The sequence below is a fragment of the Mesorhizobium sp. M0910 genome (genome assembly GCF_040319465.1).
GTDB lineage: Bacteria > Pseudomonadota > Alphaproteobacteria > Rhizobiales > Rhizobiaceae > Mesorhizobium.
This window is the reverse complement of the sequence record NZ_JAMYNZ010000017.1, coordinates 30,012-53,290: the sequence shown is the minus strand read 5'-3', so window position 1 is coordinate 53,290 and position 23,279 is coordinate 30,012. Positions and strand designations below refer to the sequence as shown.

The 23,279-nt window shown below is 62.9% G+C and carries 27 protein-coding genes and 2 pseudogenes; 9 read left to right on the top strand and 20 right to left on the bottom strand.

The window, feature by feature from the left end; all coding sequences use genetic code 11:
- Nucleotides 1-47 precede the first annotated feature (47 nt).
- The 4 genes from bluB to NKH78_RS29060 all read left to right on the top strand — a co-directional run bounded on the left by bluB (nt 48) and on the right by NKH78_RS29060 (nt 2,673).
- Entirely contained in the window at nt 48-683 is a 636-nt protein-coding gene (gene bluB / locus NKH78_RS29075) for a 5,6-dimethylbenzimidazole synthase (protein WP_352739643.1), read from the top strand.
- A 155-nt stretch (nt 684-838) separates the two neighbouring features.
- The gene (locus NKH78_RS29070) at nt 839-1,135 is read left to right on the top strand and encodes a DUF1905 domain-containing protein (protein WP_352884851.1); all 297 of its coding nucleotides are present in this window, start codon (nt 839-841) and stop codon (nt 1,133-1,135) included.
- A 240-nt stretch (nt 1,136-1,375) separates the two neighbouring features.
- Nucleotides 1,376-1,798 (top strand): nucleoside-diphosphate kinase, encoded by a 423-nt coding sequence (gene ndk / locus NKH78_RS29065; protein WP_352739645.1) that lies wholly within the window; start codon nt 1,376-1,378, stop codon nt 1,796-1,798.
- A gap of 266 nt (nt 1,799-2,064) precedes the next feature.
- Nucleotides 2,065-2,673, top strand: a complete 609-nt coding sequence (locus tag NKH78_RS29060) for a class I SAM-dependent methyltransferase (RefSeq protein WP_352739647.1) — start codon at nt 2,065-2,067, stop codon at nt 2,671-2,673.
- A gap of 74 nt (nt 2,674-2,747) precedes the next feature.
- On the opposite strand, the gene NKH78_RS29055 is transcribed toward NKH78_RS29060, so the two are convergent.
- Both NKH78_RS29055 and NKH78_RS29050 read right to left on the bottom strand, forming a co-directional pair.
- Nucleotides 2,748-3,017, bottom strand: a complete 270-nt coding sequence (locus NKH78_RS29055; protein WP_254820285.1) for a hypothetical protein — start codon at nt 3,015-3,017, stop codon at nt 2,748-2,750.
- 194 nt (nt 3,018-3,211) lie between these two features.
- Complete coding sequence (locus NKH78_RS29050; RefSeq protein ID WP_352705323.1) at nt 3,212-3,979, bottom strand: YbaY family lipoprotein; 768 nt, start codon at nt 3,977-3,979, stop codon at nt 3,212-3,214.
- Nucleotides 3,980-4,173: 194 nt separating this feature from the next.
- On the opposite strand from NKH78_RS29050, the gene NKH78_RS29045 reads away from it, so the two are divergent.
- Entirely contained in the window at nt 4,174-4,974 is an 801-nt protein-coding gene (locus NKH78_RS29045) for an HvfC/BufC family peptide modification chaperone (RefSeq protein ID WP_352507907.1), read from the top strand.
- A 5-nt stretch (nt 4,975-4,979) separates the two neighbouring features.
- A pseudogene (locus tag NKH78_RS29040) lies at nt 4,980-5,472 on the top strand (DoxX family protein).
- Nucleotides 5,473-5,490: 18 nt separating this feature from the next.
- Here NKH78_RS29040 and NKH78_RS29035 read toward each other — a convergent pair.
- From NKH78_RS29035 to NKH78_RS29015, 5 genes are all read right to left on the bottom strand, one after another.
- The gene (locus NKH78_RS29035) at nt 5,491-5,961 is read right to left on the bottom strand and encodes a molybdenum cofactor biosynthesis protein MoaE (RefSeq protein ID WP_352689597.1); all 471 of its coding nucleotides are present in this window, start codon (nt 5,959-5,961) and stop codon (nt 5,491-5,493) included.
- 3 nt (nt 5,962-5,964) lie between these two features.
- Nucleotides 5,965-6,222 carry a molybdopterin converting factor subunit 1 gene (gene moaD, locus NKH78_RS29030; RefSeq protein ID WP_352507910.1) on the bottom strand — a complete coding sequence of 86 codons (258 nt, stop codon included), beginning with the start codon at nt 6,220-6,222 and terminating at the stop codon, nt 5,965-5,967.
- 1 nt (nt 6,223) lies between these two features.
- Complete coding sequence (gene pgsA / locus NKH78_RS29025) at nt 6,224-6,820, bottom strand: CDP-diacylglycerol--glycerol-3-phosphate 3-phosphatidyltransferase (protein WP_254820290.1); 597 nt, start codon at nt 6,818-6,820, stop codon at nt 6,224-6,226.
- A 100-nt stretch (nt 6,821-6,920) separates the two neighbouring features.
- On the bottom strand, nt 6,921-8,999 hold the full coding sequence (uvrC, locus tag NKH78_RS29020) for an excinuclease ABC subunit UvrC (protein WP_502899872.1): 2,079 nt from the start codon (nt 8,997-8,999) through the stop codon (nt 6,921-6,923).
- The gene (locus tag NKH78_RS29015) at nt 8,996-9,772 is read right to left on the bottom strand and encodes an SDR family oxidoreductase (protein WP_352739649.1); all 777 of its coding nucleotides are present in this window, start codon (nt 9,770-9,772) and stop codon (nt 8,996-8,998) included. The genes uvrC and NKH78_RS29015 overlap by 4 nt, the downstream gene beginning before the upstream one ends.
- Before the next feature lie 420 nt (nt 9,773-10,192).
- Between NKH78_RS29015 and NKH78_RS29010 the strand changes: the two genes are divergently transcribed.
- On the top strand, nt 10,193-10,843 hold the full coding sequence (locus NKH78_RS29010) for an outer membrane protein (RefSeq protein ID WP_254820293.1): 651 nt from the start codon (nt 10,193-10,195) through the stop codon (nt 10,841-10,843).
- A 75-nt stretch (nt 10,844-10,918) separates the two neighbouring features.
- Here NKH78_RS29010 and NKH78_RS29005 read toward each other — a convergent pair whose 3' ends face one another.
- The 3 genes from NKH78_RS29005 to NKH78_RS28995 all read right to left on the bottom strand — a co-directional run bounded on the left by NKH78_RS29005 (nt 10,919) and on the right by NKH78_RS28995 (nt 13,548).
- Nucleotides 10,919-11,515, bottom strand: coding sequence for a glutathione S-transferase family protein (locus NKH78_RS29005; RefSeq protein WP_352479252.1), 597 nt, complete (start codon nt 11,513-11,515; stop codon nt 10,919-10,921).
- A 492-nt stretch (nt 11,516-12,007) separates the two neighbouring features.
- Complete coding sequence (locus NKH78_RS29000) at nt 12,008-12,427, bottom strand: hypothetical protein (RefSeq protein ID WP_352479251.1); 420 nt, start codon at nt 12,425-12,427, stop codon at nt 12,008-12,010.
- A 494-nt stretch (nt 12,428-12,921) separates the two neighbouring features.
- On the bottom strand, nt 12,922-13,548 hold the full coding sequence (locus NKH78_RS28995; protein WP_352778869.1) for a DinB family protein: 627 nt from the start codon (nt 13,546-13,548) through the stop codon (nt 12,922-12,924).
- Between NKH78_RS28995 and NKH78_RS28990 the strand changes: the two genes are divergently transcribed.
- The gene (locus NKH78_RS28990) at nt 13,547-14,149 is read left to right on the top strand and encodes a TetR/AcrR family transcriptional regulator (RefSeq protein ID WP_352778863.1); all 603 of its coding nucleotides are present in this window, start codon (nt 13,547-13,549) and stop codon (nt 14,147-14,149) included. The genes NKH78_RS28995 and NKH78_RS28990 overlap by 2 nt on opposite strands.
- A 38-nt stretch (nt 14,150-14,187) precedes the next feature.
- Here the strand turns inward: NKH78_RS28990 and NKH78_RS28985 are convergent, their stop codons facing one another.
- From NKH78_RS28985 to NKH78_RS28965, 5 genes are all read right to left on the bottom strand, one after another.
- Nucleotides 14,188-14,940, bottom strand: coding sequence for a sulfite exporter TauE/SafE family protein (locus tag NKH78_RS28985; RefSeq protein ID WP_352739651.1), 753 nt, complete (start codon nt 14,938-14,940; stop codon nt 14,188-14,190).
- Nucleotides 14,941-15,065: 125 nt separating this feature from the next.
- On the bottom strand, nt 15,066-15,518 hold the full coding sequence (locus NKH78_RS28980; RefSeq protein ID WP_352739653.1) for a hypothetical protein: 453 nt from the start codon (nt 15,516-15,518) through the stop codon (nt 15,066-15,068).
- A gap of 124 nt (nt 15,519-15,642) precedes the next feature.
- A complete protein-coding gene (locus NKH78_RS28975) occupies nt 15,643-16,491 on the bottom strand; it encodes a 23S rRNA (adenine(2030)-N(6))-methyltransferase RlmJ (RefSeq protein WP_352739655.1) in 849 nt (282 codons plus the stop codon).
- Nucleotides 16,488-17,099: a hypothetical protein gene (locus tag NKH78_RS28970; protein ID WP_352739657.1), complete on the bottom strand. Its 612-nt coding sequence runs from the start codon at nt 17,097-17,099 to the stop codon at nt 16,488-16,490. The genes NKH78_RS28975 and NKH78_RS28970 overlap by 4 nt, the downstream gene beginning before the upstream one ends.
- A 4-nt stretch (nt 17,100-17,103) precedes the next feature.
- Nucleotides 17,104-17,775, bottom strand: a complete 672-nt coding sequence (locus NKH78_RS28965; protein WP_352739659.1) for a TetR/AcrR family transcriptional regulator — start codon at nt 17,773-17,775, stop codon at nt 17,104-17,106.
- 85 nt (nt 17,776-17,860) lie between these two features.
- Between NKH78_RS28965 and NKH78_RS28960 the strand changes: the two genes are divergently transcribed.
- Nucleotides 17,861-18,328, top strand: a complete 468-nt coding sequence (locus tag NKH78_RS28960; protein WP_352739661.1) for a carboxymuconolactone decarboxylase family protein — start codon at nt 17,861-17,863, stop codon at nt 18,326-18,328.
- Nucleotides 18,329-18,355: 27 nt separating this feature from the next.
- On the opposite strand, the pseudogene NKH78_RS28955 reads toward NKH78_RS28960, so the two are convergent.
- The 5 genes and pseudogenes from NKH78_RS28955 to NKH78_RS28935 form a co-directional block, all read right to left on the bottom strand.
- Nucleotides 18,356-19,282, bottom strand: a pseudogene (locus NKH78_RS28955) (aminoglycoside phosphotransferase family protein).
- 92 nt (nt 19,283-19,374) lie between these two features.
- On the bottom strand, nt 19,375-19,824 hold the full coding sequence (locus NKH78_RS28950) for a DNA polymerase III subunit chi (protein ID WP_352647401.1): 450 nt from the start codon (nt 19,822-19,824) through the stop codon (nt 19,375-19,377).
- Nucleotides 19,825-19,862: 38 nt separating this feature from the next.
- Nucleotides 19,863-21,359 (bottom strand): leucyl aminopeptidase, encoded by a 1,497-nt coding sequence (locus NKH78_RS28945; RefSeq protein ID WP_352739665.1) that lies wholly within the window; start codon nt 21,357-21,359, stop codon nt 19,863-19,865.
- 81 nt (nt 21,360-21,440) lie between these two features.
- The gene (locus NKH78_RS28940) at nt 21,441-21,824 is read right to left on the bottom strand and encodes a VOC family protein (RefSeq protein WP_352507925.1); all 384 of its coding nucleotides are present in this window, start codon (nt 21,822-21,824) and stop codon (nt 21,441-21,443) included.
- 73 nt (nt 21,825-21,897) lie between these two features.
- Nucleotides 21,898-23,064: a flavin-containing monooxygenase gene (locus NKH78_RS28935; protein ID WP_352739667.1), complete on the bottom strand. Its 1,167-nt coding sequence runs from the start codon at nt 23,062-23,064 to the stop codon at nt 21,898-21,900.
- Nucleotides 23,065-23,279: the final 215 nt, after the last annotated feature.

Genomic DNA, 23,279 nt, shown 5'->3' with positions numbered 1-23,279 from the left:
AGACGAAAAACCGGCGAACCGGGCAACCACAACAGAGGCAGCGCGCCATGACCGCAAACCCAGAGTTCCCGGCCGATTTTCGCGCCGGGCTTGCCAAGCTCTTCCTGTGGCGGCGCGACGTCAGGCGGTTCAAGCCGACGCCGCTCCCGGAAGGGGCGCTGGAGCGGCTGCTCGAGCTTGCCAGCGCCGCGCCGTCCGTCGGGCTGAGCCAACCTTGGCGCTTCGTCATCGTCGAGAGCGAAACATGCCGCGCCGCCGTCAGGGCATGCTTCGAGCGCTGCAACGCGGAGGCACTCGCAAATTTTTGCGGTGAACGCGCCTCGCTGTATGGGCGCCTGAAACTTGCCGGCCTGAACGAGGCGCCCTGCCAGCTTGCGGTTTTCGCCGACCGCGCAACCGAGCAAGGGCATGGGCTTGGCCGCCAGACCATGCCAGCCACCATAGACTATTCCGCTGTCATGGCGGTCCACACGATGTGGCTGGCGGCGCGCGCCGAGGGAATAGGGATGGGCTGGGTCTCGATCCTCGACCCGGCCGAGATGGCGACGATCCTGGACGTGCCGCCGGAGTGGACACTGATCGGTTACTTCTGCATCGGCTACCCCAGCGAGAACCACAGCGTGCCGGAACTGGAACGGGAAGGCTGGGAAACGCGGCGGCCGTCTATCGTGACAAAGCGGTAGTGGAATGGCGGCGCTGCCTTCCTCCTTGCGGGGAAGAATGACTCCTCCCCTGCAGGGCTGTGGATATCATGGATGGTTCGCCGATCGTCAGCATTGCCAGCAAGACACCATGGCAAAGCCAGTCGTGAAGGCCTTGACCTGAGGAAGTGCATAGAATGTTTCGCTACGACATGCAGGCCGAGATCTGGATCTATCCGGGCAAGGGCGGCTGGCATTTCGTGACCCTGCCGCCGGAGCTTGGAGCCCGGATCAAGACGGCGATGGTGGGGATGGCAAGGCCCTGGGGCTCGCTTGGCGTGGAGGCCGTCATCGGCCAGACCAGATGGCGGACATCGCTGTTTCCAGACAAGAAATCCGGCAGCTTGCTCTTGCCGATCAAGACCGCGGTGCGGGTCCGCGAAGGCCTCGGGGCTGGCGACACGGCCAACCTGACGATCGAGATGCAGTTATGACGACGTTGGGTCAGGCTGACGACGACGCGCTATAAGGCGGCCAGTCGATCGGACCCAAGTGGGTACCGGTTGTCGGAAAATCCGATGCTCAACAAAAAGATGAGCGGCGGCATGGTTCGACTTGAAAGTCCGCCCCAGCGCAGAAATGCGCGCTGCGCCGGCCTCCCCTTGGCAAGGCGGCGGGCGGCTTGTATAGAGCCCGCCACCCTCAATTCCACTCTCCATCACAAGGACGACCCCATGGCGCTCGAACGCACCTTTTCAATGATCAAGCCGGACGCGACCCGTCGCAATCTCACCGGCGCTATCACCAAGATACTGGAAGATGCCGCCCTGCGCGTCGTCGCTTCGCGCCGGGTGTGGATGAGCCGCCGCGAGGCGGAAGGTTTCTATGCCGTGCACAAGGAACGTCCGTTCTTCGGCGAGCTGGTCGAATCCATGTCGTCGGGCCCGACAGTCGTGCAGGTACTGGAAGGCGAGAACGCCATTGCCAAGAACCGCGAAGTGATGGGCGCCACCAATCCGGCAAGCGCCGCCGAAGGCACTATCCGCAAGCTGCACGCACTGTCGATCGGCGAGAACTCCGTGCACGGTTCCGATGCGCCGGAAACCGCCGCGCAAGAGATCAAATACTGGTTCTCGGATACCGAGATCGTCGGCTAAGCCGGCATTCCGAACCCCATCAAAAGGCCGGCGCAACGCCGGCCTTTTTCGCTAAAGCGCGTCGCGTTCGATCGGTCTCATGCGATGCACTTCAGGTTCTTGTTTTGATGCATGCCGGTATCGCAAAACCGCTGCACGCTGCTGCGCGATATGCAGTAGCGGACATTTTCAGCTTCAGGCTCCTCGACGGGTCACCGGTCCGTTAAGCTCGGAGGGCGGATCAAACGCCGTCCCGACAATGAGGATTTTGGGGAGCCGACAAGGCCATGACCAGCGCCATTCCCGGCTTCTTCCAGGGCACCGAAATGCCAACCAGCGGCTGGTGGGAAGCGCTGTGGCCCGAGCCCGCCAGCGTCCTGGCGGCAGTAGGCATGAAGCCCGGCACGGACGTGGTCGATCTCTGCTGCGGCGACGGCTGGTTCACGCTGCCAATCGCCAGGGTCGCCCGTCATGTAATCGCTATCGACATCGATGCCGATCTGCTCGAAGTCGCAAGGCGGCGGTTGGCCGAAGGCGGCGCGGGCAATTGCGAGTTTGTGGCGGGCGACGCCTATGAGCTTGCCGGGCTGGTGCCTCAGACCGTCGACTTCGTTTTCATGGCCAACGCTTTCCATGGCGTTCCGGACCGGCCGCGCCTTGCCCGCGCCGTGCGGACGACGCTTGACCCTGCCGGTCGTTTTGCCATCGTCAACTGGCACCAGTATCCGCGCGAGCAAACCACGCTCTTGGGCGAGCGGCGCGGGCCAAAGACCGAGCTGAGGCTGTCACCCAAACAGACCATCGCGGCGGTGGAAGCGAGCGGGTTCAAGCTTGCCGAATTGGTTGATGTGCCGCCCTATCACTATGGCGCGGTATTCAAACAAGCGACAAATTGAGAATGCCGGGCGTATGCGACTTTGTCGCTAGGATGTGTGTCGCCCGCCGCCCCCTAGCGGCGGGTTCTGTCAGTCTATTTCGCCTGGCGTTCCTTCACGTTCGCATGTTCATTCGCCGCCTCCGTGTCGGTGGACGGGGTCTTGGTCTCTTCACCTGAAAACGGGCTGCCCTGCCCCGGTGCGAGATCGCCGCTATGGCCGGCCTTGTTGGTCTGGAACGGTTGGCTGTCCGCTTTGAGACCGTGGTCAAGAGCATTGACAAGATGGTCGTCCGCCTTGGCAAGGCCGGTAAAGGCAAGGAGCGATGCACCGGTGGCGGCAAGGATAAGCGTGTGCGTTTTCATGTCTGGACTCCTTTGAGTTAAGGCCAGAACGAGCCGCAGCCATTCTGGCGGCTTCAACGAAGGGACAAATGTCCCTTTTGCCTTACCCGCCATTTTATGTGGAACTAACGCGCCCTCTGCCCGGCCTCTTCCCGCTGAAACACATCGTGATCGACATGCGGCTGCCGCGCGGGCCAATCGGCGCGGACTAAGCGCTAGCTCGCGGCATTGAAGCGCAGGATGTCGCGGCCATCTCTGTCGGCGATGACAAGCTTGCCGGCGTCGACGTGGTAGGATGCTGCTTTGGCCAGCGCCTCGAACAGCGCCTTTTCCTCGGCCATGACCTGAGGCGCGCAGGCCTTAAAGGTCGAGCCGATGTCGCTGATAGCGATCGTCGAGCCGTTTATCCTGGCGGTGGCGAAATAGACGTTGCAAGGGCCGCTGCCGCCGGCCTTGCCGGCTTCGCTGATGCGGAATGTCGCCCGCGGCTCGGCAATCACGCCGACGCCGTCGATATATTCGACCAGCCAGCTTTGGCCGAACACGGAAGGTGCCGCCGGCTCGTCGCCCGGCGCCGCCATTTTCAGCATGATGGTCTGTGGCGCGTCGCTGAGCGGGTCGACCTGATGGCGCGTATCGGTGACGAATAGCAGCCGGTCATCGACGGTGATGCGCGCCTGCAGCGCGTAGGTCATATCAGGCCGGATCACCCGCGGGTCGAAGCTGATCTCGAACTTGATCGGCACCTGGCCGGCCGGCACCACCTTGCGCTCGCCGATGATTGCTGCCGGCGCGTCGGCCAGCGACACGTCGGCAAGCTGCACGGAAAGCACGGCATTGGGCGGCAGCGCGATGCGCTCGCGATACATCACCTCGCCCTTGAGGGTCTTTTCGGCAGCCACGGAACGATCCGGAACGGCAAGTATGCCAACGGCCAGCGGCACCAGTCCGAAGATGAAGAACTCGGCGATCCTGTCCAGCATGATCCTGCTCCCCTTCGGCAAAGGTTTCGCAGGATTGCGGTCAATGAATGGCCGGCGGCGTATGGGCATGGCTGTCCCGGGAATTTGTTTGGACGGCGGGGCGCTTCCAGCGGCCCGCCGCCTTGTCGTCGGCCTTCTTGGCCGCTCCGCAAACTCTGTTCAGTCCACGCTCGGCGACTGTCTCGGAAAAGCCCATGCCGCAGGATGAGCTCCAGTCGGGCGATCTCGGCCGCCGGTTTGACTATGCGGCGGCATTCACCGCCGGTTTGCTCGATCCTGACCGTGCCCCGCCTGACTCTGTCTCGGGGCCGAACGGGAAGGCTGCGATCAAGCGATATGCCGTCTACCGCAACAACGTCACGGTCAGCCTGATCGATGCGCTGGCCGCCAGCTTTCCAGCGACGCTGCGCATCACCGGCCCGGATTTCTTTCGCGCGATGGCGCGCTTTCACATCCGCGAAACGCCACCCACCTCGCCGCTTCTATTCGAATATGGCCGCGACTTTCCCGATTTCATCGAGCGCTACGAACACGCGCAGTCGATGCCGTGGCTGGCCGACGTGGCGCGCATCGAGCGGGCCTGGCTCGATGCCTATCATGCCGCCGACGCGGAGGCGCTGTCGGCTGAGGCACTGGCGTCGATCCCTCGCGAGAGGCTTGCCGACACCGTGCTGCGGCCGCATCCGGCGACGCGGATCGCGCGCTCCCGGTTCCCGGCAGTCACAGTCTTCGCGGCAAACCGGAACGACGCTCCTGTTGGGCCGATCCGGGCAACGGGCGCTGAAGATGCGCTGGTCACGCGGCCCGGCCTCGAGGTCTTCGTCCGCCACCTACCGCCCGGCGGCGCAGTATTTATCTCGCATCTGGTCGCGGGCGAGTCGCTCGGTGCAGCGGCCGCGGCAGCGTTTGCGGAGAGTGCCGAATTCGAGCTTTCCGCCAACATTGCCGGTGTGCTGGAAGCGGGAGCCTTCACGACGGCACATCAGGAAAGGTGAGCACGATGAGCCATAGGCAGAACGCGAGCACCGAACCGCGAGGGTTCGCCGCTCTCGTCGAAAGGCTGAATGCCGCCCTGCGCACGATCGCGACGCCATCGCTGACGCAGCTTGTCCTGCGCTGCGCGCTCGCTGTCCCGTTCTGGCGGTCCGGCGTCAACATGGGACGGTTTTCTACAGTTGAACGATGTCGCAGTGCTGCTTTTCAGCTCGGAACTCAAATTGCATCTGCCGGGCGGTCCTTATGATTTTCCGGCACCCGCGCTGGTGGCGTTCGCTTCAGGGTCAGCGGAGATCGTGTTGCCAGTTCTCCTTGTTTTCGGCCTGGCGACGCGACTGGCGGCGTTCGGGTTGCTGCTGATGACGCTGGTCATCGAGCTCACCGTGCCGGACGGCTCGCCGCTGCACATTACCTGGGCGGCGATGGCGCTTGGCATCATGGCCTGGGGACCCGGCCGGATTTCGCTCGATCATCTGATCGGCACTGACAAAGGTTGAGGGCTCGCGGAAGCCTGGTCAGTCTCGCTTCCAGCGGCTCGCCGCCTTGTCGTCGGCCTCCTTGGCGTCGACCCAGCCGCCTTCGGAACCGTCGCTATGGTGTTCCTTTTTCCAGAACGGCGCCCGTGATTTCAAATAATCCATCAGGAAATTCGCGGCCTCGAACGCCGCCTGCCGGTGGGCGGAAGCGGACACCACCAGCACGATGTTTTCGCCCGGCGCGATCTTGCCGTGGCGATGGATGACGGTGAGCCCCTGCAGCGGCCAGCGCTCGATTGCCTCGCCGGCGATGCGGGATATCTCGGCTTCAGCCATTCCGGGATAATGTTCGAGCTCGAGCGCGGAGAGCCTGCCTTGCTCGTCGCGGCAAAGGCCGGAGAAGGTCACCACAGCGCCGATGTCGTTGCGACCCCTGGTCAGCCTGGCGATCTCGGCGGCGACGTCGAAATCCTCCGCCTGGATGCGCACGACAGGCACCACCGCGGACATGGTTCAGCCACCGGTCATCGGCGGGAACAGCGCGATCTCGCGCGCGCCGGCGATCTTTTCGCGGTGCTCGACATGTTCCTGGTTGATGGCGACGCGGATCACGTCAGGATATTGCAGCGCGTGCTCGTATTCCTCGCCGCGCGATTTCAGCCAGCGCAACAGGTCGGCGACCGTTTCGATGCCGGCCGGCAACTCGACGTCTTCTTCCGGTCTGCCGATCCGCTCGCGCACCCAGGCGAAATAAATGAGCTTCGTCGACATGCTACTCGTCCATGATGTGCTTGAGGCCGGCGCGGAAATAGTCGTAGCCAGTGTAAAGCGTCACCAGGGCGGCGATCCACAGCAGCACCAGCCCGGTCTGGGTGGTCAGCGGAAAGAGCTTGTCGCCGGCCGGGCCCGCAAGCAGGAAGGCGATGGCGATCATCTGGATGGTGGTCTTCCATTTGGCGAGCTGCGTCACCGGCACCGAGACCTTCAAAGCCGCCAGATATTCGCGCAGGCCCGAGACCAGGATCTCGCGGCACAGGATGATGATCGCCGCCCACAGCGACCAGCCGGCGATGCCGGCATGGCGGTCGGTGTCGGCGGCAAGCAGCAGCAGGCAAGTGGCGACCAGCAGCTTGTCGGCGATCGGGTCGAGCATCTTGCCGATGTTGGAGGTCTGCTGCCAGGCGCGCGCCAGATAGCCGTCGAAGTAATCGGTGATCGAGGCGAGCAGGAAAATGATGAGCGCCGACCAGCGCGCGAAGTCGCTCGATTTCAGATGCCCCTCCAGGAAGAAGCATAGCACCACCAGCGGCACCGCCAGGATGCGGGCGTAAGTGAGCATGTTGGGCAGGTTGAACGCGCGCTGGGACATGTTTTGGGAACTCTTTCTGCCTGCTTAGTCAAATCAGAAGCGAATGTGGGGGGTCAACAGGCCAGAATCGATTAGCCAGCCGAAATATCGGCAATAAGTCTTAGCTCTCGTGAAAATGATTGTAGACCAATTTCGCCACCTGTTCGGAAATGCCGTCGACCTTGACCAAGTCCTCGACTGCGGCACGGCTGACCGCCTTGGCCGTACCGAAATGCATCAGCAGCGCGCGCTTGCGGCCCGGGCCGATGCCGCTGATCTCGTCGAGCGGGCTCTTGACCATCTCCTTCTTGCGGCGGGCGCGGTGCGAACCGATGGCGAACCGATGGACCTCGTCGCGCAGCCGCTGGACGAAATAGAGCACCGGATCGCGAACGGGCAGCGAGAATGGGGCCCTGCCCTTGACGAAGAAGCGTTCGCGGCCAGCATCGCGGTCCTGACCCTTGGCGATACCGATGGCGACAACGCGATCCTCGATGCCGAGATCGGCCAGGATCTTGCGCACCGCCGTCATCTGGCCCTGGCCGCCGTCGATGAGGATGACGTCGGGCCAGGCGGGGAAGCCGCCCGCGTCCTCGATATCGTCGCCCGGTTCGGTAGGGCTCGCCTCGCCCGCGCCCTCGGTTTGCCGGGCATCGCCATGTTCCTTCAACAGCCGCGAGAAGCGCCTCTGCATCACCTCGCGCATCATGCCGAAATCGTCGCCCGGCGTGATCTCGGTCGAGCGGATGTTGAACTTTCGATACTGGTTCTTCACAAAACCTTCCGGCCCGGCGACGACCATGGCGCCGACGGCGTTGGTGCCCATGATGTGCGAGTTGTCATAGACCTCGATGCGCACCGGCGGCTTTTCCAGGCCGAAGGTCTCGGCAAAGCCAGTGAGCAGCCGCGCCTGAGTCGAGGTTTCGGCCAGCCGCCGGCCGAGCGCCTCGCGCGCATTCTGCAGCGCATTGTCGGTCAGATCCTTTTTCTCGCCGCGCTGCGGCACCGAGATCGACACCTTGCGGCCGGCGCGGGTGGAGAGCGCCTCCGCCAGCAATTCCTGGTCCTCGACGCCATGCGACAACAGGATGGTGCGCGGCGTCGGCTTGTCGTCGTAGAACTGCGCCAGGAATGATCCCAGTACCTCGCAGGCTTCGAGCGCCGGATCGGCCTTGGGAAAATAGGCGCGGTTGCCCCAGTTCTGGCCGGTGCGGAAAAAGAACACCTGGATGCAGACCTGGCCGCCCTCCTGATGGATGGCGAAGACATCGGCCTCGTCGACGGTCTGCGGATTGATGCCTTGATGGCTCTGCACATGCGACAGCGCCGCCAGCCGGTCGCGATAGATGGCGGCGCGTTCGAAATCGAGGTTCTCCGAAGCCTGCTGCATGGCGGCGGAGATCTCCGTCTTCACCTTCTGGCTGCGGCCGGAAAGGAAATCCTTCGCCTCGGCGACAAGCCTTGCATAATCGCCATGCGAGATTTCGCCGGTGCATGGGCCGGCGCAGCGCTTGATCTGGAACAAAAGGCAAGGCCGGGTGCGGTTCTCGTAGAAGGAGTCGGTGCAGCTCCTGAGCAGGAAGGCGCGCTGCAGCGAGTTGATGGTACGGCCGACGGCGCCGGCCGAGGCGAACGGGCCGAAATAGTCTCCCTTGCGTGAGCGCGCGCCGCGATGCTTGTAGATACCGGGCGAGACATGATCGCCGGTCAACAGGATATAGGGGAACGACTTGTCGTCGCGCATCAGCACGTTGAAGCGTGGCCGCAAGCGCTTGATGAGGTTGGCTTCAAGCAGCAGCGCTTCGATCTCGGTGCGGGTGACGACGAACTCCATCGTCGACGTCTCGCGCACCATGCGGCCGATGCGGCTGGTGTGGAACCGGCCTTGCGCGTAGCTGGTGACCCGCTTCTTCAGGCTGCGTGCCTTGCCGACATAGAGCACGTCGCCGTTGGCATTCATCATGCGGTAGACGCCGGGCGCATTGGGCAGCCGCTTGACCAGCGTCTGGATCACCTCGGCGCCGACCATGCCGTCGGCGTCGCCGGCATGCGGGGTCCAGTCGATGGCGGTGAAGGTGACGTCCGGACCGCCGGCCGCAGGCTCGACGACCTCTTCGGCCGCCTCGTCCTCGAGGTCGATTTCGGGCGGCAGGTCGTCGGCGCCACCGCGCGTTTTTTGTTTCTGGTCCATGGGGCTCATTCCGCCATGCCTGTCACATCGGGCGTCTGCCATGCAAGGTGCTGGCCGCCGTCAAGCGCAATCATCTGGCCGGTGACCGAGCGTGCCGCCCACAGATAACGGATGGTGGCACCGAATTCCGGCAATTCCGGGCCGCGTTTCAGGATCAGCCCGGCAATCTGGGCATCGAAATCGCTGTCGTGCTGGCGCGTGTTCTTCAAGGTCGGGCCAGGACCAATAGCGTTGACGCGGATGCGGGGACCGAGCGCCTGCGCCATCATCTCGGTCGACGCCCACAATGTCGACTTCGACAGCGCATAGGAAAAATAACGCGGCGTCGGGCGCCAGACGCGCTGGTCGATCATGTTGACGATCAGCCCCTCACTGTTCTGCGGCAAGGCCCGGGCGAAAGTCTGCGCCAACAGCGCCGGCGCCTTGACATGCACGGCGAAATGGCGATCCCAGGCCGGCCAGTCGAAATCCTCAACACTGTCGTGCTCGAACAGCGAGGCGTTGTTGACCAGCAGCGACACCGGCCCGAGCGCCGCCGCCGCGCGGCCGACTAGGTCGCCGACCGCCTTCATGTCGGTCAGGTCGGCAGCAACCACTGCGGCCCGGCCATGTCGACCAAAATGACCACTGTTGATTTCGGCCGCCAGTGCCTCCGCCTCGGCCAGCGAGCGATTGCAGTGAATGGCGACGGCAAAACCATGCACGGCAAGGTCCTCGACGATCGCCCTGCCGATCCGCTTCGCCCCGCCCGTCACCAGTGCCGTCGCGGCGACCTTGCTCATCTGTCAATCCTTAATCCGATGCCGATTCCGACCTGCCGGGATCGTGCCGGCAAATTATGGCCCGCCAGAGCGTTAAATCCCATTTCCACCTGGGGCAGGATTGTGGCAAAGTGGCTTGTGGGCGTTCTGGCTCGACCGGAATTCGTACCAGCCCGCCCGCAATATAAGGCGCTGAAGCCCTTACACCAAGCCGTGTGCAGTGCAGCACGGCGAGCCTGCTGACATTGGCTGTTGCGAAGATGCAACGTCAAGGTTCTGCCTCATTCGTGCCAGGGAATGACCCAAGTTCAGGTTCGCTTCAGCCGCATTTCGACACGACATTTGGAACCGTTGAACGCCGGATCCGTTTCACCCCCCGGACGGGTTGAGGGCGCTCATAAACAACAAGCCTGTGTCCTGTGGCTTAAGGAGTAAAGAACAATGCAAGCCAATCTTAAATTTGCGCGACCGCTCGCGGTGGCGTTTGGGCTGTTCGCCCTCGGCGGAACCGCCTATGCCGCGGACGTGGTTCAGGAAGAGCCGCCGGCACCTGCCCCGATTGCAGAACTTCCGGTCGCATCCTGGGCCGGTCCCTATGCCGGTGTGAGCGTCGGCTACGGCTTCGCTGGCCACGCCAAAGCCAAAGACATTGGCGTCGACGTCGACACCAAGGGTTTCGTCGGCGGCGTCTTCGGCGGCTATAATTGGCAGCAGGAGAACTTCGTCTACGGTGCCGAAGCCGATATCGGCTACAACGGCGTCAAGGGCGACGATGCCGGCATCGAGGCCAAGGGTGGCTTCGAGGGCTCGCTGCGTGCCCGCCTCGGCTATGCCGTCAGCCCGGACATCCTGCTCTACGGCACCGCCGGTGGCGCGCTGAAGAACCAGAAGATTGAAGCTGCCGGCGTAAGCGACACCAACACGCAGTTCGGCTGGACAGCCGGCGTCGGTACCGACATCAAGATCACCGACAATGTGTTCGGCCGTGTCGAGTATCGTTACACGGACTTCGGCAGGAAGGACTTCGACGGTATCGGCAAGGTCAAGTCGACCGACAATCGCGTCACTTTCGGCGTCGGTATGAAGTTCTGAGTCGTCCAAGCCACGACACGAAAAAGCCGGGCCTCGCGCCCGGCTTTTTTTGGCACCGGTTGAGGCCGCCCGCCCTCAAGCCGGAATGGCGGGCTTCAGCTCCGGGAATTTCTCGTCGAAGCGTGCCGCCCAGCGCGTCAGCCGGCCGCGGCCCTTTTCCCATTTTCCGGCGAAGCGCAGCGAGAGATAGCCAAGGCAGGCGCGCAATGCGATCTGGCCGAGGGTGATTTTCTTCGGCAGCTTCGGCGGGTTGGCGTTGAGCAGATCGAGCGCGGCTGAAATCTTCGTCCACTGGCGCTCCAGCCAAGGCTGGTAGACCATCTCTTCCGGCCGCGTGCGCCGCTCATAGACCATCGACAGCGCACAGTCGCAGATACCGTCGGCCAATGCCTCCAGCACCTCCGCCTCAAGGCGCCTGTCGGGATTGCGCGGAAACAATGCGTTCTTCGACATCCGGTTGAGATGCTGGGTGATGGCGCGGCTGTCGTGGACCGAGCGGCCGTCATCGAGCACCAGCACCGGGATCTTGCCGAGCGGATTGGCGCCGATCAATTCGGCCGGCCTTTCTTCGGTCTTTATCGGCACGAGATCGACCGCGATGCCAGCATAGAGTGCTGCCATGCGTACCTTGGAACTGTAGGGGGAAGTAGACGCGTAGAGCAGTCTGGGCATTGTCGATTCCTGTTTGCCGGCTACAGCTCCATATGCCCCGTTGGACGCGCAAAAGGACGCCGTAGCATTGTGACTTCGCGCATGACCCTCACCGAAAATCGATTCCGACAGGGGCTCGTGCGTGAGCACTGTTGACCGATCATGCAGGGTTCATCAACGGCCAGAGGCGGAAAACCGCGCCGCCAGCGTACAACCATTGTCTCGACGTCAATCGCGATGCGATAAGCCGCAGTGCGGCGGCAGACGCGAGCGGGTCGGACAATCCAAATCCGATTAGCTACCAACTCGGCCTTGCACCGAAGGTTAGCCTTTGGCAGTCACGAAAATCCCACCGGACTTCGCCGCATGGCGAAGCCCTGGGAGCTGCGAAAAGACGTCTTCCTCCCGCCTCTTTTCTCGTTCTGCCCGACCGTCAACCAAGAAGCGAGGCGCCTGTCCGGCATCCCGCCCTGACTGTCTTGAGTATTGTCCCCGACGGTAGCAGGGCGGCGACTACTTCTTGGCCTTCGCCTTTGCGGGCGCTGCCTTCGGCTTGGCCGCGGGCGCTGCTTTCTTCACTGCCGCAGAAGATTTCGCAGCGGCGGCCTTGGCCGGTGCTGCCTTCTTCGCAGCTGGCTTCGCCGCGGCCTTTGCAGCCGGCTTCTTGGCCGGTGCCGCCTTCTTTGCGGGTGCAGCCTTGGCCGGTGCTGCCTTTGCCTTGGCAGGCGCTGCTTTCTTCACGGCCGGTTTTGCCGCGGCCTTGGCGGCCGGCTTTTTGGCCGGCGCTGCTTTTGCCTTAGGCGCGGCGGCCTTCGCTTTGGCAGCGGGTGCCGCTTTCTTCACAGCAGTTGCGGCCTTTGCCGCGGCTGCTTTTGCTGGTGCTTTCTTTGCCGGTGCCTTGGATGCCGGCGCCTTGGATGACTGCTTAGCCATATCATGCCCCTTCCGTTGTGCCGACGGCCGTTATTGACCCGGCGCGCATTGCATATCTGACTCGCGGCTTGCTAGCCAGCGAAGCATTAGAATGATTTTTGCAGCTTAAGTTTCGGTTACGGCGAGCGCACGACCATTTTACCCGCGCAAAAACCGGCTGCGAATCTTTGTCTCCCGCAGTGAAGTTCTGCGACAGAAATTCTGGCCGCTCTATCTCGACCGGTCTTCTCGTCAAGCTCAGGACCTTTTCGACCAGCTTTGCGCTTCAACGTCCGACGCTCAGCGCGAACATTGTCCAGAACGAAGGCGGTCACCCGCCTCGTCTTGTTCGAAAAGATAAACTACAGGTAAGTAGGAAGCAACGCGACGAGCGCGCCGCTGCACTATCTTGCACGACGCGATGAAAGTAAGCAGACAGATCACATTTCTGAAGGACAGGATATCGTTCGATAGATCCGGTCGAGCCGACCGCGTGATCGAAAGCGCTTGGCCGTTCAGGCGCCGGGCGGCTCACGGCTCATCTGCAGCCGGCGCGAAGGCTCGGCCCTGTGGAGATGGACGGCGAAGGTATCCCATGGCGGCATGACGGAAATCTGTGCCAGGATGCGCCCCGCTTCACCGCGATGATAGCCGCCGTGCAGTACGACGTGGGTCAGCATTTCCTGTCGCGACATCAATACCTTATCCCCGTCGGTGAACACGAAGGCGAGGGGCTCGGACAGCTGCCGCGACGAAACGGTTTCGAGATAATCGGGATACCAGCGATCGGTCGCTGCGACCGCGGCGCGAAGTTCGTCGAACGCCGGCGTGTCCTCAGTGGTGGCGGCGGAGTAGCCATGGCTTGCGTCAACCAGGTGCGCCGAGAATATCCGCGACACCACATGGCTGTGATCGACGAGCCGTATCACGGCCTGCCGTTCCTTGCCGTGAACATGCGGGTCGAGACTCGCGAGCTTTTCCAGCAGTTCGTCATGGCCCAGGCCTGATAGGCAAACAGGCTGCGAAGCAGAGCGAGCGCACTCATGGTCGGTGTCCTTTTCCGGAAATGCGAGTATGTTGTTTATATTTTCAGGAGAATGAGAGGGCGTGTCTACTCGCATTGCAAAACCGCATACGCGCATGCGCAAGCAGCCGCGCCAGGCGCGTTCCAGGGCAACCGTCGAGGCGATCATCGAGGCAGCGGCTCATGTTCTGAGCGGGCTGGGCTGGGCCGGCTTCACCACCAACAAAGTGGCCGAGACAGCAGGTGTAAGCATCGGCACGCTCTACCAGTATTTTCCCGACAAGCTCTCCCTGCTCGCAGCCGTCCGGCGCCGTCACTTCGATCATGTGCTGTCGGTCATTCGCGATTCGGCGGAAGACCAAAAGCCGCTCAGGACATTCGCGCAGGAGCTGGTGCGCGGCATGATCGCGGCACACAGCATTCACCCGACACTACACCAAGTGCTGCTCGACGAGGCGCCTGGCGATCGTGGCTCCAGGGCCGCCCATGCTTCGTTCCAGGCACAATACCTCAATCACTATGCGACTGCTGTCGCCAGTTATCGCAAGCCAAGGAAAGGCGCCGACATGGAGACCGTGGCGCGGGTGCTGTCGTCAGCGATCGAAGGTGTGATCCACAACGCGGCACGCCGGAACATGCTCGCCGCGCCGGAGCTGCAAAAGCAACTCGTCGAACTGATCTGCGCCTATCTATCGGGAGCGGGCCGTACCGGTCGATAGCGCATGGCACGGCGGAAGTCGGGATTTCTGTGTGTCGTTCAAACCCGGCTTGTGAGGTGCGGCAAGGACGATGCCAACAATGCCGCACCTGATGCGGCCAAGAGTGTGAGGACGATCTTTCGAAAAGTCGCCTCGCTAACGCCGATGTAGAGTCTCGCGCCAAGGAGTGTCGGTATCAACATCGCCGGCGCGACGACGGCAAACATCGGCAGCATTTCGAGCTTGATCTTTCCGGCCGCAAGATAGGCGGCCATCGTCATGGAGAGGGTCACAAGGTTGAAATTCTGGATGACAATACGCTGCCTGTCCTTTTCCCATTGGCGCAGCACGCACCACAGCGTTGGAACCGGGCCGGTGAAGCCGCCAAGTCCACCCATGATGCCACCGACCAGACCTATTGCACCGTCTGCAACAAGACCCCCGACCGTGATGGGAGGGAGGCGACGCGCAAAGAGCATCAAGGGACACCAAACGACCAGCAGCGCGCCGAAGACCAGCTTGAACAACTGCACATCCAGCAAGGGCAGGATGGCGACACCGACCGGAATCCCTATGGTCCCGCCGATCAGGAAGGGCAGCAGAAGCCTGAGGTCGAAACCCCGGCGGACGGTGACGGCAGCGATGATCTGACCGGTGAGCGCCCCAAAGACCGCCATGGCAGCAGCCAGTTGGGGTTCCACGGTCCAAACCCAAATCGACATGGCAACCAGGCTGAAAGCGAACCCGGAAAGCCCCTGGACGAAGCCAGCAACGACCGCGCCGAGAGCAACAGTATAAACAAGCAAATTCATGTGGTGCTGTTTCCCCGCAAACTCGTGACAGCAGATCGCGCTTCCCGCGAATGCTGCGCCGCATGGAAACGGTGACGGTCGATCAGGTGGCCGGTGCTAAAAAGTCGGAATCAGCGAGTGCGCGATCAGCGCAGGACGCGGCAGCGGCCGTTGTAGACCATCCAGCGGTCGAAGCCCGACACGCAGAATTCGACATTGTCGCCGATCGAGGCAAAACCCTGGCCTTCCTCGATCAAGTACCAGATGGTGCGGGCGCGACCGTCGGAGAGGCTGACGGTCGCGCCGCAATAACGGCGACCGATCGGCCAGATGTCGTCGGCCGGCAGATAGCGATGCTGGTGGATGCGCTGGAAGTCGACGATCTGCACATCCGGCAGATGCGGCACGTGATGCACCTGATAGGAGAAGCGGTCGGTGATTTTGTTCAGCACCCAGGCCTCGCCGCACACGCCGCTGTCCTCGTCAGTATAGATTGCAAGGTCGGCGGCCTGCACCGCCTGAGTAACGCCGAGAGGCGCAGCCAGCGGCGTGCAAAAGGCAAGCAGTGCGGCAAGGGCGGATTGGGCGAAGCGAGTCATGGCAGCCTCTCAAGGTCGACTGCGCGCACTGTGCGGATTCGCTGGCGCGCGGTCAAGCGGTTGTAGCGACGATGGTTGTGGTGACGCGGTTGCACTGAGGGAACGGCAACGACCGCATCTCAAACTACTCTCCCGCCAGCCAGTCCAGCGTCCAATGCGATGGCTGCTCGACAGCAAGCAGCCGGTGCAGCGCCAGCAGCAGCGTCCGCAACTCGCCCTCCAGGGTGAAGGGCGGATTGACCACCACCATGCCGCAGCCATCGAGGCTCGGCTCGACGGAGGCCGGCCTGATCTCAAAACCGATGTCGAGCAGCCTGGGAACGCCCGTCTGCTTCAGCGCCTTGCGGAAGGCGGCGACCGCCTTGCGGTCCTTGAGCGGATACCAGAGCCCGTAAATCCCTCCTGGCCAGCGCCGATGGGCTCTTTGCAGCCCGTCGACCAAGCGACCGAACTCGCCCTCTTCCTCGAAAGGCGGATCGATGAGGACGAGGCCGCGCTTCTCCTTTGGCGGCAGATGCGCGCCGAGCGCCAGCCAGCCGTCGAGCTCGATCACCCGGGTCTGGAAGTCGCCGTCGAACAGCGACTTCAGCCTGGCGGCATCCTTGGGATGCAGCTCGACCGCCGACAGCCGGTCCTGCTTGCGCATCAGGTGCCGAGCGATCAGCGGCGAACCCGGGTATTTTTTCACGCCGCCGTCCGGATTGAGCGAGCGGACGGCTTCAAGATACGGCGCCAGCAGTGCTGCCGCCGGCGCATCGAGGGCCGCATCGACCAGCCGGCCGATGCCGCCTTGCCATTCGCCGGTCTTTTGCGCTTCGGTCGAGGACAGATCGTAACGGCCGATCCCGGCATGGGTGTCGATGACCCGAAACGCCTTGTCCTTCTGCTTCAGATATTCGATCAGCCGGCTGAGCACGACATGCTTAACGACGTCGGCGAAGTTTCCGGCATGGTAGGCGTGGCGATAGTTCAATTGGAACCCCTGCCCCAGCGAGGCGGCGGCGGCTGCGAGTTCGGATTTTCCGGCCGGCGGCCGCCGAAACGGAATGCCAGCACCAGCCCGGCCAGGCCGGCCGCCATCAGGGAAAAACCGACCGGTCGCGCCCGGCGGTCGACCTCGCCGGCAGCCGAGCGCAGGACGAGATCGACGGCCCGCATCGGAATGCCCTCGGCGTCGCCTGGACCAACGGTGAAAATGTAGGGGCCGGCGGTAACCGTCGGGATCAGGCCGGCCTCGTCGCGAAAGATCCTGTCCGGCAGTTGCGGACTGACCTGCCGAGGATTGTCGGAATGGTTGAACTGCAGCGTCGAGGCAAGCACCGTCCTGCCGCCGGTGGCGACAGTGAGGGTCAACACGGTGCGCTGCTGCGAGACAATACGCTCGGCTCTTGCCGTTAGGTCGACCAGCACGCGTAGCGGCCCGTCGCGTGCGCTAAGGGCCACCGTCACTGGCTTGAACCGGCCCTGGTCGTAAACCCTCCAGGTGCCGATCTCACGGCCGGAGAAATTGGTCATCGCCCAGGGATAGACGACGCCGATGCCGGTACCGATGAGCAGTATCAGGGCGAACAGAGAACGCATGAGGTCAAGACCCGGTATTCGGCGCGCTGGTGCCGTCGCGGGCGCGCTCCATTTCGTCCAGGAGCATGTCAAGGCCGAGATCAAACGTCCGGTCGAATTCGGCGGTACCGAAATAACGCCCGGCCGCAGCTACTTTTGGAAAATCCTGCGCCAGTTGCTCATCGCTGACGGTGGTCACGGCCGAAGGCCCCTTTGCATAGCCGGCAGTCTCGTCGAGGATGGCACCCATCAGATAATAGCCGGTGGTACGGAACAGCCGCGCACCAAGTTCCGGTCCGAAGCCGCCGGCCTCGAACAGGCCGAGGACGCCGTTCAGCCACGCAAGGCAGGTCGGCGAGTTCATCCGGTAGGTGACGAAGAAGCTGGCGAAAGCCGGGTGCTCACGCGCGACGCGGCGGAAATCCTGCACGGCGATGCGCAACCTTTGTCGCCAAGGTAGGTCCGTGTCGGGCATTTCGAGGGAGCCGATCAGCCGGTCCACCAAGGCTTCGAAGAGATGCGCCACCGAAGGAAAGTGGTGATAGATGCTCATCGCCTCGCAGCCGAGTGCAGTCGCCAGCTTGCGCATCGAAAAACCGGCGAGGCCCTCGCTCTCGATCACCTTCAAAGCGGCAGCCTCGATCATCTCGCGAGACAGTCGGCCGCGCGGTCGCTTTTTTTTGATCGATGTGTCCATGGTGCCGCTTGACAACTTACGCTGTAAGGTTCATTTTCGACATTACCTTACATCGTAAGGCTAACAAATGCCAGAGGAGAATGCCATGTCTGTCTGTCGTACTCTTTCATCAAAGCACTCTTCCATCCGCCGTGTCTGCCTGCTCGCCGCCGCCTGTGTGCTGACCCTGGCTGCAGCCCCTTCTTATGCCGATGAGTATGACGCAACCGTCAAGGACATCCAGTCGACCATGGGCGGGGTGCCCGGTTTCGTAAAGCAGTTCCCGAAAGCCGGTCTGCCCGGTGCATGGGCCGAGGTCAAGGCCATCCAGCTCAGCGACAAGACGGCGCTGCCGCCGAAGGTCAAATCGCTGATCTCGCTGGCGGTGGCGGCGCAAATCCCGTGCAACTACTGCATCTGGTCGGACACGCAGGACGCCAAGCGCGCCGGCGCCACCGACGAGGAGATCCAGGAGGCGGTCGCCGTTTCAGCGCTGACCCGCCATTGGAGCACCATCTTCAACGGCATGCAGGTCGATTTCGATACGTTCAGGAAGGAGATGGGCGGGCAGTAATGCTTTCGTTATTAGGGCGGGATCCGTTCAAACTGAATTGGCCCTCCCGCTCTGACTGTTTGTGTGATCCGCCAGCACCTCATTGATGACCCGCCACGATTTTTCCGCCTCGCGCTGATTGCCGTCATGTCCCGAAGCGACGATCAGCGCCTTCCACAACGCCCAGCCCCGAGCGCGCGCCCAGCTGTGCTCGTCAAGGGCAATGGCGTCGCGGAACGCCTGGCGGCTCTCGCCGTAAAATTCCGTCCACGCGATCACCAGGTCACAGGCAGGATCGCCGATAGCCGAACTACCGAAATCGACCACCGCGCACAGCTTGCCATCTTCGACGAGCAGATTGCCCGAGGCGACGTCGCCATGGACCCAGACCGGCGGCCCTTGCTATCGCGAGGCAAGGGCCGTCGCCCACACGGCCTCGGCTGCGGCCTTGTCGATGCCGCCGCCGAGCGCCGAGAGCGCGGCTCGGGTCTCGGCGTGGTAGACCGAAAGCCGGCCAGCGCGGTGGAAATTATGCCGCCCTGCCGGCGGCCCATCGGCAGCGTCGATCCGGTAGAGCGCAACCAGAAAGCCGGCCAGCGAACGGGCGAACTCAGTAAGATCGGCAATCAGTCCACCAGCCGCCGGTCTGCCGCCAAGCCAGCGATAGACGGACCAAGGCCATGGATAGCCTTCCCCGGGCGCGCCTTTGGCCAGCGGCACGGGTATGGGCAGAGGCAGGTGAGGCGCCAGGCGGGGCAGCCAGCGATGCTCCTTCTCGACCTGGGCGACATAGGCGGCAGCGCTCGGCAGCCGCACCGACATGCGATCGCCCAGTCGGAACGTGCGGTTGTCCCAGCCGCCAGGCTCGACCGGCTCTACCGGCAGGTCCGCCCATTTGGGGAACTGCGCGGCAATCAGCCGGCGAACAAGTGCGGCATCTATCGGCATGCCTGGTGTTCGTTCATCGGGCGGCATCGGGCTTGCTCAGGTCTTTTGAATAGCCGGCAGTCCATCTTTTTGGCGTCGCATTCTTGCGGCGCCAGTGATTCCACTAGGCGGCAAATTCCCTAAGCCTTGCGTTCCCAGCGCCGGTCGGGCGTTTGCTGCCAGTAGGTCACGGTGTGGCCCGCCTCCTTCATTGTCTTCCAGTGCGTGCGTGCCGCCTCTAGCTGGGCTGCATCGTGACCGTCGAACAGGAACACGGCGCGCTGGTAGCCGCCAAGCTCCGGCGGCACCGCCCCATCGACCAGGAAGCGTATCTGCGCCTGGTTCGGATTGTCAGGGCCGACGGTCAGAAGCACCGGCTGCTCGGCGGGACGGGCTTCGCGGTCCGTTGCGTGGGCCAGGAATGAATCGTCCCGGAAAGTCCACAGATGCTGGTCCAGCGCGTCGCGCCGTTCCTCGGTGCCGGTCTGCACCACGGCGCGCCAGCCGCGATCGATACTGCGCTCCAGGAGGCCGGGCAGCGCATCCTCCAGCGTCGATTCGGTCAGGTGATAAAACAGAATCTCGGCCATGCGTTCAGTCTACATTTTCGGAATCCCGCCCCAGCCGCTCATTGCTCATAATGATCGCGCAGCAGCCGGTCGAGCAGCCTGACGCCGAAGCCGGAAGCCCATGACTGGTTGATCTCGTTGGAGGGAGCGCCCATAGCGGTGCCGGCAATGTCGAGATGCGCCCAAGGCGTGTCCTTGACGAAACGCTGCAGGAACTGTGCGGCGATGATGGCGCCGCCGTGGCGGCCGCCGATGTTCTTCATGTCGGCATTCTTGGAATCGATCAGCTTGTCGTATTCGGCACCGAGCGGCATGCGCCACACCCGCTCCTGCGTCGCCTGTCCGGCCGCCGTCAGCCGGTCCGCCAACTCGTCATTGTTGGAAAACAGGCCGGCATAATGCTGGCCGAGCGCGACCATGATGGCGCCGGTCAGCGTCGCCAGATTGATCATGAATTTCGGCTGGAAGCGGTCGTTGCAATACCACAGCGCATCGGCCAGCACCAGGCGGCCCTCGGCGTCGGTATTGAGCACTTCGATGGTCTGGCCCGACATCGAGGTGACGATGTCGCCCGGTCGCTGAGCGTGGCCGTCGACGGCGTTTTCGACCAGCCCGACAATGCCGACGACATTGACCTTCGCCTTGCGCGCGGCTAGCGCGTGCATCAGCCCGGTGACGGCAGCAGCGCCGCCCATATCCCCCTTCATGTCCTCCATGCCCGAGGCCGGCTTGATCGAATTGCCGCCGGTATCGAAGGTGACGCCCTTGCCGACGAAGGCGACTGGGCTTTCCTTGGCCTTGCCGCCGTCCCACCGCATGACCGCGATGCGGGCGCCACGCGGCGAGCCCTGCGCTACGCCCAGCAGCGAACCCATGCCGAGCTTCTTCATCTCCTTCTCGGCCAGGATCTCGACCGTGACGCCGAGCGCCTCCAGTTCGGCGATGCGGGTGGCGAATTCCACCGGCCCCAGAACATTGGCCGGTTCATTGACCAAATCGCGCGCCAGCAAGACACCGTCGATCACCGCCGCTTCATCGGCGAAGGCCTTCTTTGCAGCTGCCGGATCGGCGGTGTGAATAGTTACCTTGACCGGCTTTTTTGGCTCGCGCTTGTCGTCACCATTGTTCTTTTTGGTCTTATACTTGTCGAAGGAATAGCTGCGCAGCAGGATGCCTGCTGCGAGCTGAACGGCTTGCCTGCCGCTGATGGCGGCACCGGGAAGATCGAGCACGATGGCCACTTCGGTTGCCTTGCGAAAGGACGCGGCAATCGTGCCACCGAGCTTCAGCCAACCATAATCATCGAGATTGCAGCCCTTGCCGGCACCGACCGCTACCAGCCGCTCGAGCGATGTCCCTTCCGGTGCCAGCACTTCGACCAGGCTGGCGAATTTGCCGGTGAAGTCGGCGACCGGAAAAGCCCGCTCGAGGGTCTTTGCCGGATCACAAGCCCTGGCGGCATCGCTGAGGTCGCCCTCGTCGGCCGCCAGAACGAAAACGCTGCCCTTTTTGGGCGCGGCGATTTTGGCGAAGGCGATCGAGGGTCTCGAATTCATGATGTCCTGCTTTCGGGAAGTGCGTTGGATTATCGCGAGAGGCGTTCGATTGGTCGGACCGAAAGGTGCCGTGTTGTTGCGTCAGTGAGCGGCGGGTTGAAACAGCTCGATGACATTGCCCGATGGGTCTTCGAGCAGGGTCTGGGAACCGCCGACGCCCGTTATGATATCGTTGCGAAAGACAAGTCCAGCACTCTTGAGGCGCGCGACCTCTTCTTTCAGGTCCGGCACCACCAACAGGATGCGGTTCCAGCCTCCCGGCACCGGCTGCCTGCCATCCGGCATAGCCCGTGCACCCGAACTGCCGGGTCCGCTTAGAAGGAGCCGTAACGCGCCGCGCGTGACGGAGGCAAAAGCCGGTCGCGCGTCCTGTTCGACGGTAAAGCCCAGTTGTCCACAGTAGAAATCGATCGAGGTGGCGACATCATCGACCATGTAGCGAATGCTGACTGGCGTCATGATCACTGACCTTTCGGTTCGAGCACGCTCCAACAAGGCGTGTCAATTGCGGGCGGTACAATCGGCATAGCCCTGCTCACTATCGCTGCTTGACAATCCGCGCCGCTATCGCCCTGGCCTGAATGCGGGCATTGGCGAAACAACCGCGAATGCTCGGCCGCATGCCGGTAAACCACAGGCCGGGCAATTTCGGATCGGCATCGCCGCCGTTGAAAAGCGGAACGCCCTTGCCGTCGAGAACGCCGAGCTTGCCGACCATCTGCTCCAGACCGGTGCGATAGCCGGTCGCTGCAATGACGATATCGGGCGTGATCAACCTGCCGTCATTCAATACGATGCCGTCTTGGCTAAATTCCCGCAATGGTGGCACCACCACGATCGTGCCTGCCTTGATGGCGCGAACCGCGCCGTCGTCGGCTGCGATCGCGGTGTAGTCGGCGCTCAGACGGCTCGCACCGCCTGTGGGCGCCGGCGGAAGCCCAAATTTCGTCAGGTCGCCGAAAACCAGGCGCTGGGTTGTCGCCATCACCGCATCGGCCAGCCGCACCGGCAAGCTCGCCATTAACGGTGAAAGCCTGTGGACGGCGACCTTGCCGATACGTTTCGGCAGCAGAGAGGGGCCGTTGCGGGCCGACAGCCAGATGCTTTGGGCGTCTGCATTCGCCAGATGATTGAGTGCGTCGAAACCCGAATTGCCGGCACCGACCACCAGCACCCTTTTGCCGGCGTAGTCCCTCGCATCGCCAAAATCGGCCGAATGGATAATCCGGCCTGCAAAATCCTTCTTGCCTTTCCACGCGGGAATAAACGGCTGCCGGTCGCGCCCGGTGGCGACGACGACATGGCGCGCCAGACGACGTCCGGCGTTCGTCCGCACGGTCCAGTGATCGCCGTCGAACGTGACCTCTTCAACGGCAACGCCGAATGCGACCGGCAGACCATGCGTCTGGCTGAAATCGTTCAGATGGCGAATGACGGCCGATTTATGCGGAAAAGCCGGGGTGCCTGCGGGATAGCCGACACCGGGGAGCGTCGAGAGATCGCGATGGGTATTGAGGTGCAGCCGCTGGTGGCGCCGATGCCAGGGTTCGGCGAGCCGGCTCTCCTTTTCCAAGACGAGCGTCGGTACGCCGGCCTTCATCAAGGCGTGGGCGGCGGCAAGGCCGGCCGCGCCGGCGCCGACCACGATCGCGCCGTCCAAGACGGTTTCCCGACCGGTTTGACTGCGCAATCTTTCCGCTTCCATGCTGGGGCTCAACAGATCCTGACCCGTCTTATCACGCCGCGGCGGTCGCGACCGGCGCGACATTTGGTCGTTTTGCCGCATTTGACAAGACTTTGGCCGAAATCGCTCCCATATGCGATATCGAACCACCTACGATTCGTCGCGGCACGGCCCCGCTTCCCGCCGCAACCTGTTGTTAACCAACAATGTTCGCCCTTTCTTATCCATTGCCGCCG